Source organism: Streptomyces sp. NPDC058284 (assembly GCF_042881135.1).
Classification (GTDB): domain Bacteria; phylum Actinomycetota; class Actinomycetes; order Streptomycetales; family Streptomycetaceae; genus Streptomyces.
Map to the genome: position 1 here is coordinate 75,860 of NZ_JBHVYE010000028.1, position 12,989 is coordinate 88,848.

A 12,989-nucleotide genomic window follows, 5' to 3' on the forward strand; every position below is an offset into this window, starting at 1 on the left:
CGTGCTCAGACCAGGGTGGAGATGCAGAACGGGTGGCCTGCCGGGTCCAGCAGGACCCGCCACCGGTCGGGGTCCGGCTGGAATTCGGGCTTGACGGCCCCCAGGGCGAGGAGCCGGGCCTGGGCGGCATCCAAGTCGTCTACGCCCAGTTCGATGTGGGCCTGCTTCTCCTGGGCCGGATCCGGCCAGGTGGGACGGCGGTAGTCGGACAGCCGGTTGAATCCCAGTCCGGCCGATCCCTCCTGGCCGAGGAGGACGAAGTCCTCGGTGGAGAAGACGACAGGCAGGCCGAGGGCCTCGCCGTAGAAGCGGGCCATTTCGGCGGGGTCCGGGCAGTCGAAGGTGACCGCCGAGTAGCGGAATGTGGGTGCGGAAGTGTTTCCCGTGCTCATGCTCATGCTCATGCTCATGGAGAAGACGCTACGGCGGGACCAGGACAGATTCGGTCCTGGTCATGTGGAACACTTCAGCATGTGATCAGCGCATCCGCCCGCCTGCTGCGACTGGTCTCCTTGTTGGCCGCCCGTCCGTCGTGGACCTGCGGTGAGCTGGCCGACCGGATAGCGGTCACGGAACGCACGGTGCGGCGGGACATCGCCAAGCTCCGTGAACTCGGCTACGCCATCGAGTCCGATCCCGGGCCATGGGGCGGATATCGCCTGCGCGCCGGGACTCGGGTCCCGCCGCTGATCCTCGATGACGAAGAAGCACTCGCCGTGGCTGTCGGGTTGCGCGAGGCGGCGCTGAGCGGCGCTCTGGGCGGCGACCAGGCCGCGCTGTCGGCGCTGCTGAAACTACGGCAGGTCCTGCCGCGGCGGATCGCGGACCGGCTGGGTGAGAGCCTGTCTTTGAACCCCCGTCGTCCGCGCGAAGCGCGGGCGCAGCGGCGTTCGGTGCGTGCGATCGGAGTGCGGAGTCCCAGGTCATGTGGCGGAGCCACCTGTCCTGGGACTCCGTGCGCCGAGCGTGCGTGCCGGGCGTCGAGGCGCAGGCGGGGGTTCAAAGACAGGCTCTCAGATGGATGCCGCCTTCGTGCACACTCCCAGACCCGACGAGCCGCAGATCACGTCCGGCATGCTGCTGGAGCTGGCCGCCGCGTGCCGCCGGGGCGAGCGCGCCCGCCTGTCGTACCGCGACTGGGAAGGAAAGGCCACGGTCCGGGACATCGACCCGTACCGCCTCGTCCACACAGGCCGCCGGTGGTACTTCGTCGCTCGGGACGTGGCGCTCGGCCAATGGCGTACCTTCCGGGCGGACAGGGTCGACCGACTGCAGACAACCGGGCACCCGGTGGAACTCATCGACCCACCCGACCCCGCGTTGCTCGTCTCCCGCTCCGTCGCGACCGGCCCCTACCCGCTCACTGCGACGATCCACCTCCCGGTGTCCATGGACCAAGCGCTGCGGCTGATCCCGTCGACAGTCGGTTCCCACCGTCCCGACGGGCCCGACGCCACGATCGTCGATATCGGCGGTCCCGACGCGGAGGGGCTCGCCAGGTATCTCCTCGGCCTGGCCACACCCCTGCGAGTCCTGTCACCGGAGGCCGTACGACAGGCCCTGCTGCGCCGTGCCCAGGAACTCTTCGAGGACAACGCGAACGGTCGGTCCGGGTCGCCCGGCGGCTGTGCTCGGAGCGTCAGTCGTCAGCTGCGACGAGGAGGATGAGTGTCGCTGCCGGGCGGTCGATGAGGACGAGTTCGTGGTAGTCGATGTGGATCGGGCCGTAGTCGTGGAAGGCGCCCTCGGAGAGCCGTCCCAGCAGGTATCTGCTGGTTGCCTCACGGATCGGGTTGTAGATCTCCTGCTGCAGGCGCGATGCGAGTGATTCCGGGATGTCTCCGTGCTGGTTGGCCCAGGAGTGGATGACAGCGACCGCCATCGCGGCATCGACGGACTCGTAGGCGTCAGGGGTGATGCGGTCGAGCCACCACTGGCCATGCCGTGGCCAGTCTTGAACGTCGGCTCCGTCGTACGTATCCCGAAATTGCGGATGCGCTATCAAGGCAGCCAGCACGTCTCGGTCGTCCAGCCTCTCGGACGACAACTGGAAACGCTTGGCAGCGACCCAGCGGTAACCGTGCGAGCCCTCGCCGAAGTCGAAGTCCCTGAAATTGATGAAAGGGCTGTCCAGGTGGACGAGGGCGGGCAGGGGTTCGCTCATGGTTCAAGCACGGATCGGGCGGCGGGTGCGGGAGGCTTGGCGAGTAGGCGTCGCAGACCGTAGGCGAATCTGTCATCGAAGGAAGCCTCCACGAGGTGGGGCAGGGTGCGGGTGAGGGCCGGGTAGGCACCCGTGGCGACGGCTTCGGTGAGCCGGTCCGGCTCGGCACTGGGCAGCGCCTGTTCCTCCCGGCACAGACCGAGGGTGAAGTAGAGCGCGTTCCAGCACGTCCACACGGCCTCCCGCTCGCGGTAGCCGCCGTCCAGCAGGGCGGCGAGCAGCGTCTCGGCAAGGGCGAGGGTGGCAGGCTCCGGCGCGTACGTGCCGGCGACGACGGCCGCGCCGTCGCGGTGGGCCAGCAGCGCACTGCGGTAGCGGCCGAGGAGTTCACCGGCCCTCTCGTCCCAGCGGGCGGGCAGGTCGTCCAGCCGCACCTCGGCGACGATGACGTCGGCCATCAGCTCGAGAAGCCGGCTCTTGGACTTCACGTGCCATACGACGGTGTTCATCCGGACCCCCCGCCGCGCGGCGATCGCCCGCAGCGAGACGGCTTCCAAGCCTTCTGCGTCGAGGACCTCCATGGCGGTCCCGACGACGTCTTGTTGACTCTTGTTCACCGACCAAGTATATCTTGCATCAACATTGGTCACTGACCAAGAGGAGGTCAGTAGTGGATGACGTTGTAGTGGTGGGCGCCGGGCCCGTCGGGCTCTGGCTGGCCGCGGAGCTGCGGCTCGGCGGGGCATCGGTCACGGTGATCGAGCCCCGCCCGGCTCCGGACCCGCACTCGAAGGCCCTGACGCTGCACCCCCGCACCATCGAGATACTGGACAGCCGCGGGGTCGCCGAGCCGTTCCTGGCCGAAGGCGTGCCGATTCCCGACGGCCACTTCGGCGGCCTCGACGACCGCATGGACTTCAAGGCCCTCGACACGCCGTTCCCCTTCACCCTGGCGCTGCCGCAGACCCGTACCGAGGAACTGTTCGAGGCTCGGGCCAGGTCATTGGGAGCCACCGTCCGGCGAGGTCACCGCGTCACCGCGCTGCACGAGGAGGGAGTGGTCGTCGAGGGCGGGGAGGTGGTGCGCGCGCGGTACGTGGTCGGCTGCGACGGCGCGGGCAGCACCGTCCGGCAGGAAGCCGGCATCGATTTTCCGGGCACGGACGCGACTGCGTGGGGCTGGCTCGGCGACGTGGTCCTGGACGAGCCGCCGAGCGGCGGGTTCGCCAACGTCACGAGCCCCCGAGGCGGTCTCATGGTCGTGCCGCTGCCCGGAGGCGTCCACCGCATCGTCGGTGGCGACCCCGACAGCCTCCGGACCGGGCGGCCGGGAGAGCTGACGCTGCCGGAGTTGCGCGCGAAGGTCGTGAACATCGCCGGGTCGGACTTCGGGATGCGCGATCCGGCGTGGCTGTCCCGGTTCGGCAACGCGTCCAGGCAGGCGTCGGTCTACCGCCGCGGCCGGGTACTGCTGGCCGGAGACGCGGCACACATGCACTTCCCGGCCGGCGGTGTGGGGCTCAACGTGGGTGTGCAGGACGCCATGAACCTCGGGTGGAAGCTGGCCGCGGTCGCCACCGGCCGAGCAGACAGCGCCCTGCTGGACACCTACGAGGCAGAGCGTCGCCCGGTGGGCGCCGACCTGGTCGTGCACACCCAGGCCCAGACGGCGCTGATGATGGCGTATTCGGCGGACGGCCAGGCCCTGCGCGGCGTGCTGAGCGGTCTGATCGCCACCGTGCCGGAACTGTCCCGGCACCTGGCCGAGCGGCTGTCCGGCCTCGATGTGGACTACGGCACCGGACGGCGCGCGCCCGATCTGCGGTTCACCGACGACAGCCGCCTGTTCGAACTGCTCCGGCCGGGGCGACACGTCCTCCTGGACTTCACCGGCGACGCCGTGCCCCATGCCGTGCCGGCCGACACGGTCCGGGTCAGGACGGAGCTGGCCGAGAAGGAGGACCGAGCGGACTGGGCCGCGGTCAGTGCCGCGCTGATCCGCCCGGACGGCCATCTCGAATGGAGTCGCTGTCCGTGAAGGTAGTCAAGTACGTCCCAAGGTGTTCCACGAGGTGATCGAAGGATTCGGCGCAGAAGAGCAGGGGCTGGAATCCCGTGACGTGGTAGGGCTGGCTCTCCATGAGCGTCGTGTCGAGGGGGCGGATGTCGGTCCGGGACATGTTCTGCAGTTCTCCGGGTGAGGACAGGAGGCTGGCTCCGCAGGCCTTGATGTCGCCGCCTTCCTTGACGAGCCCGGCTTCCATGGTGAACCAGAAGACGTTCGACACGGTGCCGACGGCCTCGCGGCCGGTCAGGCGGCGAATGGTGTGACCGAACAGCTCGTAGAGGTCGGCCCAGCGGTCGTGTGCCAGGGCGGTGCCGTGCCCGACGATCTCGTGGATCATGTCGGGTTCGGGCGAGAAGTGCGGCATCGAGGGGTGCCGGATGTACTGCGTGGCCTGGAAGCGGCGCTCGGCCAGGGAGCTGTAGAAGTCGCGCGGCTCAAGCATGCCGGGGGCCGGACTGAACCGTGATCCGGTGAGCCGCTCGATGGTGTCCGAGACCTCGGCGAGCTGCGGCAGTCGGTCAGCGGGCAGCGCCAGGCGGTCGGCGCCCTCCAGGAACTGCGAACACGCGTGTTTGGCGTGCAGGCCCGCCAGTGCCGCGGTGATCGTGCGCCACACCTCGTGTTCCTCGTCGGTGTACGGGATGTCCGGAGCACGGGAGGCGGAATCGGTGTGGAAGGCCGCCTCGGCGATCGCGACGCGGCGCTCGTGATAGCTGGGATCCCGGTGCCCCGGGTGGTCGGGAGGAAAGTCCACGAAGACCTTGCCGTCGACCATCCCGATGTCCGGGTAGCCGGATATCTGCTGCATCGCGAGCCCTTCCCTTGCAGGCCACACAGGCGGTTCGCTGCCCGCTGGAGCGAGGCTTTCAGCCTTGCTGCCCTGCTCGCGCTTCGCGTGTTGCGTAGGCCGTACGGGTGACCGCCGACGTCACCGCCCGCCCCCTCTCCCCTGGCTGACCCGTCAGCCGGAGACGGTCTCACCGGTGATGTCGTCGACGGCGACGGGTGCCGGAGCGACACGGTCGGTCTCCTGGCCGCCACCCCGGCACGCACCGGAGTCCGCCGCGCCGAAGTCCGTCAACACGCCTGCGGTGGCCGACGTCAGATCATCGACCACGTCCCGCAAGTGCCCCCGCCGGCCGAAGGCCGCCCGCTGAACAGCCGCGCCGCCGCCCAGTCGGCACCAACGCCGCAGCACCCGGCAGACCGGTCCTAGCTCGCCGTACTCCGCCAGCGTCGGCCGGGCATACCGCACCAGCTGTGCGACGAGTTCCGGTGCCCGCAGCAGCCGTCCGTGGCGCACGTCCACGCCGAAGCCCAGCAACCCGTCGCGCGCAGCACGCCAGTACGCGGTACTCAGTGCCGGTTCCTCGAGGACGGGCCCGGGGTCGCCCCGGTACACCCGCGTCAGAGCGGTCACGACCGTGGCCCTGATGAGGGCCGCGAGCGCGGCGACCGCCTCGGCGTCGGCCACCGCGTCCATCACGCGGATCTCCACGGTCGGCAGATGCGTGCACGGCCGTACGTCCCAGAAGAGCATGCCCTCGTCGACCACTGCCTCGGCCTCCCGCAGGCGGGAGGCGACCTGCTCGTAATGGTCCAGGGACGCGAAGTACGGCGGCGGCCCGAACACGGGCAGCGCGTGTGCCGCCATAATCCGCCAACTGGCGTAACCGGTGTCACGCTCCGCCCAGAACGGGGAGTTGGCCGACAGCGCGACGAGAGCCGGAAGCCAGGGACGCAGATGGTTGCCGACCAGCACCGCCTCCTCGCGCCCGGGCACCTGCACATGAACATGCGTCGCCGAGATGACGGCTCCCTCCGTCCTGGCCCGGAACGTGGCGTGAGCTGCGAGGTAGCGCGGGTCGTCCCGCAGCCTGGCAGAGTCCCGCAACCCCAGCACGGGGGTGCCCGAGGCGTGGATCCGCAGCCCCTGCGCGCCGGCCGCCTTCGTGACCGCGGCCCGCATCGCGGTCAGATGGCCATGTACCTGCTCCAGGGTGGTGCACGGCGGCGTCTTCGCCTCGACCTGGCACTCCATGAGCTCGCCGGAGAAGCGGTCACCCAACAGCGCCGTGGCGCCCGGGAGAATGGCCGAGGCGCCATCGACGACAGCACGGCTTCCAGCCGAGGTCAGGAAGTATTCCTCTTCCACCCCCATAGGGGGCAGGTCATCGGGAACCGTCATGAAACAACCGTTCCTGCCACCCCCCGAGGCCGCAACGCGAAGGCCTTCAGTGATCAGCCGAAGCCTGCCACCATGACGGCCCAGCAACGATGATGCTGGGCGCAACCGCCCTGAGAGCGCCGGTCTACCCGAAACTGAAGGGCACCTTGGCGCTCGTTTCGGCGATCTTCTTGTCGGACTTGCTCAGCCCTGCCCACACGGTTCCTGTGCCAGCGGCCGGCCAAGCACCCGACTTACCCTTCAACTTCACCTTCAGGTCGTGCGGCTTCCCGTCACACGCCACGGTCACATCCCCGAACTTGGGAATGAGCTCCGTCGAATTGGCTGCCGGGAGCCAGTCGACGATCTCCCGCTCGTACTGGTACGACCGGCCCTGCACTTTCGCGTAGGCATAGCTCACAGCGGCTTTTCCGCCACCGTGGCAGGTCGCCGTCATGTTGACCGTTACAGCCCGGGTCTTCTGCTTCATCGTGCCGGACTTGATGGTGAGGGAAGCCTTGGGCTCAACTGCCGTCGCGCCGGCAACGGGTAGGCACGCCGTGGCGATGAAAGCCGCTGCCGCGCCCAGGGCGAGGGACCGCCCGGCACTGAGCCTCGCAGATCGCAACATGGAAAACCTCCGTGACATGGAGCTTGCTCCTGCTGTCCATGCCACGCGGAGATGACGTGCGATCAAGGGCTCGTCCAAATGGCCCATCAGTTCAAACGCCCGGGTCAAGCGTCCAGCACGTCATCGTGCCGATCATCACCTCGGCCTGTGCCCGTCCATCACCTCAGTCTGTGCGGTGCATGCCCTTCCAGGCCTGCCGGTCGGGAATGCCTGCGTGGCGGCCCCGTAGTCTTGTGCTGCCGCTGTCCGAGTCGCTGATCATGAGCATCACCCGCCGCGGGAGGCCACTCGGCGCCTGAGCAGCGAGGGGCTGCTGTACCAGCCCGCCCGGGAGACATGATGGACATCCGCCAGCTCGAGTACTTCCTGGCGATCGTCGACTCCGGCGGCTTCAACCGCGCGGCCACCACCCTGTACGTGTCGCAGCCCTCGCTGTCGCAGGCGGTTCGCGCGCTGGAGCGCGACCTGGGCTCCGAGCTCTTCCATCGGATCGGGCGGCGGGCGGTCCTCACGGAAGCGGGCCGGGCGCTGATCGAACCGGCGCGCGAGGCCGTGCGCAGCCTGGAAACCGCGCGGGCCAGCGTCGCCTCCGTACACGAACTGCATACGGGGCGGCTGGACGTGGCTTCGATGCCCTCACAGGCGGTCGAGCCGCTCACCACGCTGATCCGTGCTTTCAGCAGCCGTCACCCCGGCGTCGTGGTGGCGCTGAAGGCGGCCTTCACGACCCGCGATGTGATCGAAGCCGTACGCACCGGGACGGTGGAGCTGGGGTTGCTCGCCTCGGCCGGTCCGCTGCCGGAGAAGGAGGTCACCGCGCTCTCCCTCGGACAGCAGCGCTTCGTGCTTCTCGTTCCGGCGGGCGACCCGCTCGCCGGACGGCGGAGTGTGGCGAGCGAGGAGCTGGCGGGGCGCCGGTTGATCGTGGGTCAGCCGGGTACGGGCATGCGCGATTACGTCGACTCACTGCGCAAGCAGGGCATCGAGTTCAGCGTCGCCGCGGAGATCGAGCACCGGGTGGCGCTGCTGCCGTTGGTACTGGCCGGCGTCGGGCTCGCCGTGGTCACCGAGTCCTGGCGGGAGCTGGCCCGGCAGGCGGGGGCGAGCGTCCTGGACATCGAACCGGCGACCGCCCTGCAGATCGGACTCGTCAGCCGCCGTGGTCTTCTCTCTCCCGCTGCCGTCGCGTTCCTGGACATCGCCCGTACCCACCCAGCCGATGGCGCCTGATAAGCCCTGCCTATAAGTGAGATACGAACTGCGTCTTGGACGCCGGACCAGGCACGTTGCTGCAATCAACGGCATGACGAACCACCGCATCGCCCTCATCCCCGGCGACGGCATCGGCGCCGAAGTCCTGCCACCCGCGCGGCAGGTGCTCGACGTTCTGGGCCGCCGGCATGGCTTCACCCTCAGCTACACGGACTACGACGACTGGTCGTGCGAGCGCTACCTGCGCGAGGGCGCGATGATGCCCGCGGACGGCATCAACCAACTCCGCGACAAGGACGCCATCCTGCTCGGCGCGGTGGGCTGCCCCGGCGTGCCCGACCACGTCTCCCTGTGGGGGCTGCTGATCCCGATCCGCCGCAGCTTCCGCCAGTACGTCAATCTGCGGCCCATCCGCGTCTTCGAAGGCATCGACAGCCCGGTGCGCGGCGCGGCGGCGGGCAAGGTCGAATTCGTCGTGGTCCGCGAGAACGTCGAGGGCGAGTACAGCGAGGTCGGCGGCCGCCTCAACCGGGGCTTCGAGGACGAGATGGCCGTCCAGGAATCCGTGTTCACCCGCACCGGCGTCACCCGCGTCCTGGACTACGCCTTCGACCTCGCCGCCCGCCGCGACGGACGCCTGACCTCGGCCACCAAGTCCAACGGCATCGTCCACACCATGCCGTTCTGGGACCAGCTCGTCGCCGAACGAGCCGCACACCACCCGGATGTCGCCTGGGACCAGGAGCACATCGACGCCCTCGCCGCCAAGTTCGTCCTGGAACCGGCCCGTTTCGACGTCGTCGTCGGATCCAACCTGTTCGGCGACATCCTCAGCGACCTCGCCGCCGCGGTCGCGGGATCCATCGGCATCGCTCCGGCCGCCAACCTCAACCCGGAGCGGGAATTCCCCTCCATGTTCGAACCCGTCCACGGCTCCGCCCCGGACATCGCGGGCCAGGGGATCGCCAACCCGCTGGGGGCGATCTGGTCGGCAGCCATGATGCTCGACCACCTCGGCCACCCGCGAGCCGCCCGCGACATCACCGACGCCATCGCCGCGGTGCTGGCCAAGACCGATCTGCGTACGCGCGACCTCGGAGGCACCGCCACCACCGCGGAGTTCACCGACAAGCTCCTCGAACTGTTGTAACCCGCGGGCCTTCAGCTCCACGGGGGGGCCGCCGCGTACGGACCGCCCACCACGCCCGGACCGCTTTCCTCAACGAGGAGAAACGCCATGGCAGCACCCGCAACGTCCGCACCGCCCGCCGCCGACACGACCAAGAAGCGCTGGTACCGGCAGCTGTACTTCTGGGTCCTGACCGCCATCGTCACCGGCGTCCTCACCGGCTGGCTGTGGCCCTCCGTGGGGACCGCCATGGAGCCCGTCGGCACCACCTTCGTCGCCGCGATCAAGATGCTGATCACGCCGATCGTCTTCCTCACCATCGTCGCTGGAATCGGGAGCGTCGACAGCCTCGGCCGCGTCGGCCGCGTCGGGCTGAAATCCCTGCTCTACTTCCAGGCCGGCACCCTGGTCGCCCTGTTCGTCGGCCTCGTCGCCGTCAACGTCTTCCAGCCGGGTGCCGGTGTGCACGCCCACCCCGGCGACCTCCACCTGACGGGCGACGCGGGCCAGTACGTCAAGGACGGCGAGAACCAGTCCTGGTGGCACTTCCTGACCGACCTCGTACCGACCAGCGCGGTCGGGGCCTTCGCCGAGGGCAACATCCTCCAAGTCATCTTCTTCTCCGTGCTGTTCGGCATCGCCCTCAAAGCCGTCGGCCCCGTCGGCGAACCCCTCGTGGACGGCATCCAGCGCCTCGGCACGGTCGTCTTCAAGATCCTGCACTACGTCATGCTGGCCGCCCCGATGGGCGCCTTCGGAGCCATGTCGTACACCATCGGCGAGTACGGCATCTCCACCCTCACCAGCCTCGGCCGGCTCATCGGCCTCTTCTACGGCACCTCCGCGTTCTTCGTCATCGTCGTCCTCGGCGCCGTCACGGCCCTCCTCCGCATCAACATCTTCCGGCTGCTGCGCTACCTCAGCGAGGAGTTCCTCCTCGTTCTGGGCACCTCCTCGTCCGAGAGCGCCCTGCCGCGCCTGATGATGAAACTCGAAGGCCTCGGCATCCGGCGGGACATCGTCGGACTCACCGTCCCCACCGGCTACTCCTTCAACCTCGACGGCAGCTCCATCTATCTCTCGCTCGCCGCCGTCTACATCGCCCAGGCCACCGACACCCCCCTGAGCATCGGCCAGCAACTCGGCCTGCTCGCCGTCATGATCCTCACCTCCAAGGGATCCGGCGGCATCACCGGCGCCGGCTTCATCGCCCTGGCCGCCACCCTCTCCACCGTCGGCACGGTCCCGGCCGCCGGCATCATGCTCATCTTCGGCATCGACAAGTTCATGTCCGAATGCCGGGCCCTGACCAACCTCGCCGGCAACAGCGTGGCCACCCTCGTCGTCGCCCGCTGGGAGAACGCCCTCGACACGGCGCAGGTCAACAAGGTCCTCCACACCGGCAAACCACAACGCACCGAACTTGAACCCGAGCCCGCGCCCGCCCAGACGCCCGTGCTCCCGGCCGACCTGCCCAGCAAGGCGTGAGTCGCCGTGACGGCAATGGAGCTCTCAACCGTCCTGCTTACCTCCTACCTTCCTCCTCGTCGGCGGCTTCGTTGGCGCGGTCGATCTCAGCCATGTGCTCCTCCGCCCAGATCCGCAGCCCCGCAAGCGCGGCTTCCAGCGACAGCCCGAGTCCGGTGAGCCGGTAGAAGACTCGCGGCGGAACGGTCGGCTCGACCCGGCGCGACACCAGCCCGTCGCGGGTCAGACTGCGCAGTGTCACGGACAGCATCTTCTGTGAGACGCCGGGCATCCGGCGTCTCAGCTCCGCGAAGCGCACCTCGCCCGGTGCGGCATCGGCGAGCGCCTTGACGGCCATGGACGTCCACTTCGTTCCGATGCGGTCCAGCAACTGCCGTGTCGGGCAGTGGGGATCGAACAGATCGCCGCGTACGCCGCGGTCGGCGGCCCGCGCTCCTGGGGTGGTCACCTGCGGCTCACCACCTTCCCTGAAAGTGCCGTCTAGAAAGCGATCGGCCGGTTACCTATCGTTCAGTGGTCACCAATGGTAACCACTTGAAGGGGTCGGCATGCCCGTCACCACCGTGCACCATTTGCGCCGCATCACGACGAACGGCGTCCAGCTCAATGTCGCGATCGCCGGGGAGGGACCTGCGGTTCTCCTGCTGCACGGCTTTCCGCACACCTGGCGACTCTGGAGCGGCGTCATGGGCCGACTCGCGGGGCAGTACCGGGTCATCGCCCCGGACCTTCGAGGCTTCGGAGCCAGTGAACGTGCGATCGAGGGGTACGACGCCGGCTCTCTCGCCGACGACGCCGAAGGGCTGCTCGACGCACTCGGCGAGCCCTCGGCCGCGGTGGTCGGCATCGACGCGGGTACCGCCCCCGCCGTCCTGCTCGCGCTGCGGCGACCGGACCTCGTCCGACGCCTGGTCGTGATGGAGGCGCTGCTCGGCCGCCTGCCCGGAGCAGAGCACGTCATCGCGGGCGGCGCCCCATGGTGGTTCGGCTTCCACGCCGTCCCCGGTCTCGCCGAGACCGTCCTGGCCGGCAACGAGGCCCCGTACATCGACTGGTTCCTCGACTCGGGGACGCTCGGGCGAGGAGTACCTGAGGACATCCGTGCGGCCTTCGTCGACGCGTATACCGGGAGTGAGGCCCTGCGCTGCGCGTTCTCCTACTACAGGGCCCTGCCCACCAGCGCACAGCAGGTTCAGGACGCCGTCGCGACGGCTCGGCTGACCATGCCCACCATGGCGGTCGGCTCACACCCCGTCGGCACGGGGCTCGAACGCCAACTCCGCCCCATCGCCGACAACCTGGTCGGTCACCGTCTCCAGGACTGTGGCCACATCATCCCCCTCGACCGCCCCGACGCGTTGTGCGCACTCCTTGCTCCTTTCCTCTCCCCCGATCTGCCGAAGTGACGGGAAGTCGGCCGAAGGACGATCCGTTGTCCGGCCGGTCCTGGCCCATTGGCGGATGAGTGTGATCAGCGGAGGTCCGCCGCGGAAGCACCACAGGGCGATGACCGGGTCGCAAATGGCGCAGGCCATGGACGTGTTGTGTCCGAAGGGCAGGATCGGGTTGCCCTTGAGCCAGTGGGCCACGTCCCACGCGGTGTGCAGCAGCCAGCCGATGCCGATGAAGGTCCAGGATTCCAGTCCCCGGTAGGCGATGTACGCGGTGAGCGCGACGACCGGCAACTCCCACGGGCCGAAGCCGCCCCCGCTCAGATAGGCGGCGCCCGCCCCCGCCACCATGACCGCGTTGAAGCGGCGCCGGTGCGGCTCCCTGATCAGAGACATCACCAGGCAGTAGACGATGCCCACGATGATCGGCGATACGTAGATCATGACTGGCTGAACTCCTTCTGTCGGGCCGGGTCCTGACAGGCCTGGCCGAGTCGCCGCAGTGCGAGCAGTCCGCCGGCTCCCGGGACGACGGAGAGGGTCTTGGCGGCGGTCGTCGCTTCTTCCAGCCGCCAGGTCGCGATCACGACGAACAGGTAGGCGCAGCCGTGGGTGGGACCCATCAGGGATGAGACGGGTTTGAGGTGGACGGTGAACAGGTTGGCCAGCATGACGAGCAGTGAGATCAGCTCGGCATGAGCGGCGATGCGCAAGTGGCGCGGAGGTCGCAGGTGCATGG

Annotated in this window: 13 protein-coding genes and 3 pseudogenes; 7 read left to right on the top strand and 9 right to left on the bottom strand. The window is 68.9% G+C overall.

Features of this window, described 5'->3' with window-relative positions; genetic code table 11:
- Positions 1 to 5 precede the first annotated feature (5 nt).
- The gene (locus tag ACFVYR_RS30545) at positions 6 to 392 is read right to left on the bottom strand and encodes a VOC family protein (protein WP_384256370.1); all 387 of its coding nucleotides are present in this window, start codon (positions 390 to 392) and stop codon (positions 6 to 8) included.
- A gap of 81 nt (positions 393 to 473) precedes the next feature.
- On the opposite strand from ACFVYR_RS30545, the pseudogene ACFVYR_RS30550 reads away from it, so the two are divergent.
- Positions 474 to 833, top strand: a pseudogene (locus tag ACFVYR_RS30550) (helix-turn-helix transcriptional regulator); the annotation flags it as partial.
- Positions 834 to 1,017: 184 nt separating this feature from the next.
- A pseudogene (locus ACFVYR_RS30555) lies at positions 1,018 to 1,668 on the top strand (WYL domain-containing protein); the annotation flags it as partial.
- Here ACFVYR_RS30555 and ACFVYR_RS30560 read toward each other — a convergent pair.
- Together ACFVYR_RS30560 and ACFVYR_RS30565 are read right to left on the bottom strand one after the other, a co-directional pair.
- Positions 1,640 to 2,164 (bottom strand): hypothetical protein, encoded by a 525-nt coding sequence (locus ACFVYR_RS30560; protein WP_384256226.1) that lies wholly within the window; start codon positions 2,162 to 2,164, stop codon positions 1,640 to 1,642. The pseudogene ACFVYR_RS30555 and the gene ACFVYR_RS30560 overlap by 29 nt on opposite strands.
- A complete protein-coding gene (locus ACFVYR_RS30565) occupies positions 2,161 to 2,745 on the bottom strand; it encodes a TetR/AcrR family transcriptional regulator C-terminal domain-containing protein (RefSeq protein ID WP_384256368.1) in 585 nt (194 codons plus the stop codon). The genes ACFVYR_RS30560 and ACFVYR_RS30565 overlap by 4 nt, the downstream gene beginning before the upstream one ends.
- A gap of 89 nt (positions 2,746 to 2,834) precedes the next feature.
- On the opposite strand from ACFVYR_RS30565, the gene ACFVYR_RS30570 reads away from it, so the two are divergent.
- Positions 2,835 to 4,202, top strand: coding sequence for an FAD-dependent monooxygenase (locus ACFVYR_RS30570; protein ID WP_384256224.1), 1,368 nt, complete (start codon positions 2,835 to 2,837; stop codon positions 4,200 to 4,202).
- Here the strand turns inward: ACFVYR_RS30570 and ACFVYR_RS30575 are convergent.
- The 3 genes from ACFVYR_RS30575 to ACFVYR_RS30585 form a co-directional block, all read right to left on the bottom strand.
- Positions 4,147 to 5,040: a phenylalanine 4-monooxygenase gene (locus ACFVYR_RS30575; protein ID WP_384256222.1), complete on the bottom strand. Its 894-nt coding sequence runs from the start codon at positions 5,038 to 5,040 to the stop codon at positions 4,147 to 4,149. The genes ACFVYR_RS30570 and ACFVYR_RS30575 overlap by 56 nt on opposite strands.
- A gap of 153 nt (positions 5,041 to 5,193) precedes the next feature.
- Complete coding sequence (locus tag ACFVYR_RS30580; RefSeq protein WP_384256219.1) at positions 5,194 to 6,420, bottom strand: glutamate--cysteine ligase; 1,227 nt, start codon at positions 6,418 to 6,420, stop codon at positions 5,194 to 5,196.
- Positions 6,421 to 6,544: 124 nt separating this feature from the next.
- Entirely contained in the window at positions 6,545 to 7,030 is a 486-nt protein-coding gene (locus tag ACFVYR_RS30585; RefSeq protein WP_384256217.1) for a hypothetical protein, read from the bottom strand.
- Positions 7,031 to 7,369: 339 nt separating this feature from the next.
- Here ACFVYR_RS30585 and ACFVYR_RS30590 point away from each other — a divergent pair, with 339 nt between their 5' ends.
- The 3 genes from ACFVYR_RS30590 to dctA all read left to right on the top strand — a co-directional run bounded on the left by ACFVYR_RS30590 (position 7,370) and on the right by dctA (position 10,859).
- Positions 7,370 to 8,260, top strand: coding sequence for a LysR family transcriptional regulator (locus ACFVYR_RS30590; RefSeq protein ID WP_384256365.1), 891 nt, complete (start codon positions 7,370 to 7,372; stop codon positions 8,258 to 8,260).
- A gap of 73 nt (positions 8,261 to 8,333) precedes the next feature.
- The gene (locus ACFVYR_RS30595) at positions 8,334 to 9,392 is read left to right on the top strand and encodes a tartrate dehydrogenase (RefSeq protein WP_384256214.1); all 1,059 of its coding nucleotides are present in this window, start codon (positions 8,334 to 8,336) and stop codon (positions 9,390 to 9,392) included.
- 87 nt (positions 9,393 to 9,479) lie between these two features.
- On the top strand, positions 9,480 to 10,859 hold the full coding sequence (gene dctA / locus ACFVYR_RS30600) for a C4-dicarboxylate transporter DctA (protein ID WP_384256212.1): 1,380 nt from the start codon (positions 9,480 to 9,482) through the stop codon (positions 10,857 to 10,859).
- Positions 10,860 to 10,896: 37 nt separating this feature from the next.
- On the opposite strand, the gene ACFVYR_RS30605 is transcribed toward dctA, so the two are convergent.
- Entirely contained in the window at positions 10,897 to 11,307 is a 411-nt protein-coding gene (locus tag ACFVYR_RS30605) for a winged helix-turn-helix transcriptional regulator (protein ID WP_384256210.1), read from the bottom strand.
- 100 nt (positions 11,308 to 11,407) lie between these two features.
- Here ACFVYR_RS30605 and ACFVYR_RS30610 point away from each other — a divergent pair, with 100 nt between their 5' ends.
- Positions 11,408 to 12,265: an alpha/beta fold hydrolase gene (locus ACFVYR_RS30610; RefSeq protein WP_384256207.1), complete on the top strand. Its 858-nt coding sequence runs from the start codon at positions 11,408 to 11,410 to the stop codon at positions 12,263 to 12,265.
- A gap of 21 nt (positions 12,266 to 12,286) precedes the next feature.
- On the opposite strand, the pseudogene ACFVYR_RS30615 reads toward ACFVYR_RS30610, so the two are convergent.
- Together ACFVYR_RS30615 and ACFVYR_RS30620 are read right to left on the bottom strand one after the other, a co-directional pair.
- Positions 12,287 to 12,694, bottom strand: a pseudogene (locus ACFVYR_RS30615) (DUF6010 family protein); the annotation flags it as partial.
- Positions 12,691 to 12,987 carry a DUF3817 domain-containing protein gene (locus ACFVYR_RS30620; protein ID WP_384256205.1) on the bottom strand — a complete coding sequence of 99 codons (297 nt, stop codon included), beginning with the start codon at positions 12,985 to 12,987 and terminating at the stop codon, positions 12,691 to 12,693. The gene ACFVYR_RS30620 and the pseudogene ACFVYR_RS30615, both read right to left, overlap by 4 nt.
- Positions 12,988 to 12,989 lie beyond the last annotated feature (2 nt).

What these genes read in the sequence shown, in the direction of transcription:
- ACFVYR_RS30545 (WP_384256370.1), bottom strand. Translation starts at nt 392, where the DNA reads ATGAGCACGGGAAACACTTCCGCACCCACATTCCGCTACTCGGCGGTC.
- ACFVYR_RS30560 (WP_384256226.1), bottom strand. Translation starts at nt 2,164, where the DNA reads ATGAGCGAACCCCTGCCCGCCCTCGTCCACCTGGACAGCCCTTTCATC.
- ACFVYR_RS30565 (WP_384256368.1), bottom strand. Translation starts at nt 2,745, where the DNA reads ATGGAGGTCCTCGACGCAGAAGGCTTGGAAGCCGTCTCGCTGCGGGCG.
- ACFVYR_RS30575 (WP_384256222.1), bottom strand. Translation starts at nt 5,040, where the DNA reads ATGCAGCAGATATCCGGCTACCCGGACATCGGGATGGTCGACGGCAAG.
- ACFVYR_RS30580 (WP_384256219.1), bottom strand. Translation starts at nt 6,420, where the DNA reads ATGACGGTTCCCGATGACCTGCCCCCTATGGGGGTGGAAGAGGAATAC.
- ACFVYR_RS30585 (WP_384256217.1), bottom strand. Translation starts at nt 7,030, where the DNA reads ATGTTGCGATCTGCGAGGCTCAGTGCCGGGCGGTCCCTCGCCCTGGGC.
- ACFVYR_RS30590 (WP_384256365.1), top strand. Translation starts at nt 7,370, where the DNA reads ATGGACATCCGCCAGCTCGAGTACTTCCTGGCGATCGTCGACTCCGGC.
- ACFVYR_RS30595 (WP_384256214.1), top strand. Translation starts at nt 8,334, where the DNA reads ATGACGAACCACCGCATCGCCCTCATCCCCGGCGACGGCATCGGCGCC.
- dctA (WP_384256212.1), top strand. Translation starts at nt 9,480, where the DNA reads ATGGCAGCACCCGCAACGTCCGCACCGCCCGCCGCCGACACGACCAAG.
- ACFVYR_RS30610 (WP_384256207.1), top strand. Translation starts at nt 11,408, where the DNA reads ATGCCCGTCACCACCGTGCACCATTTGCGCCGCATCACGACGAACGGC.
- ACFVYR_RS30620 (WP_384256205.1), bottom strand. Translation starts at nt 12,987, where the DNA reads ATGCACCTGCGACCTCCGCGCCACTTGCGCATCGCCGCTCATGCCGAG.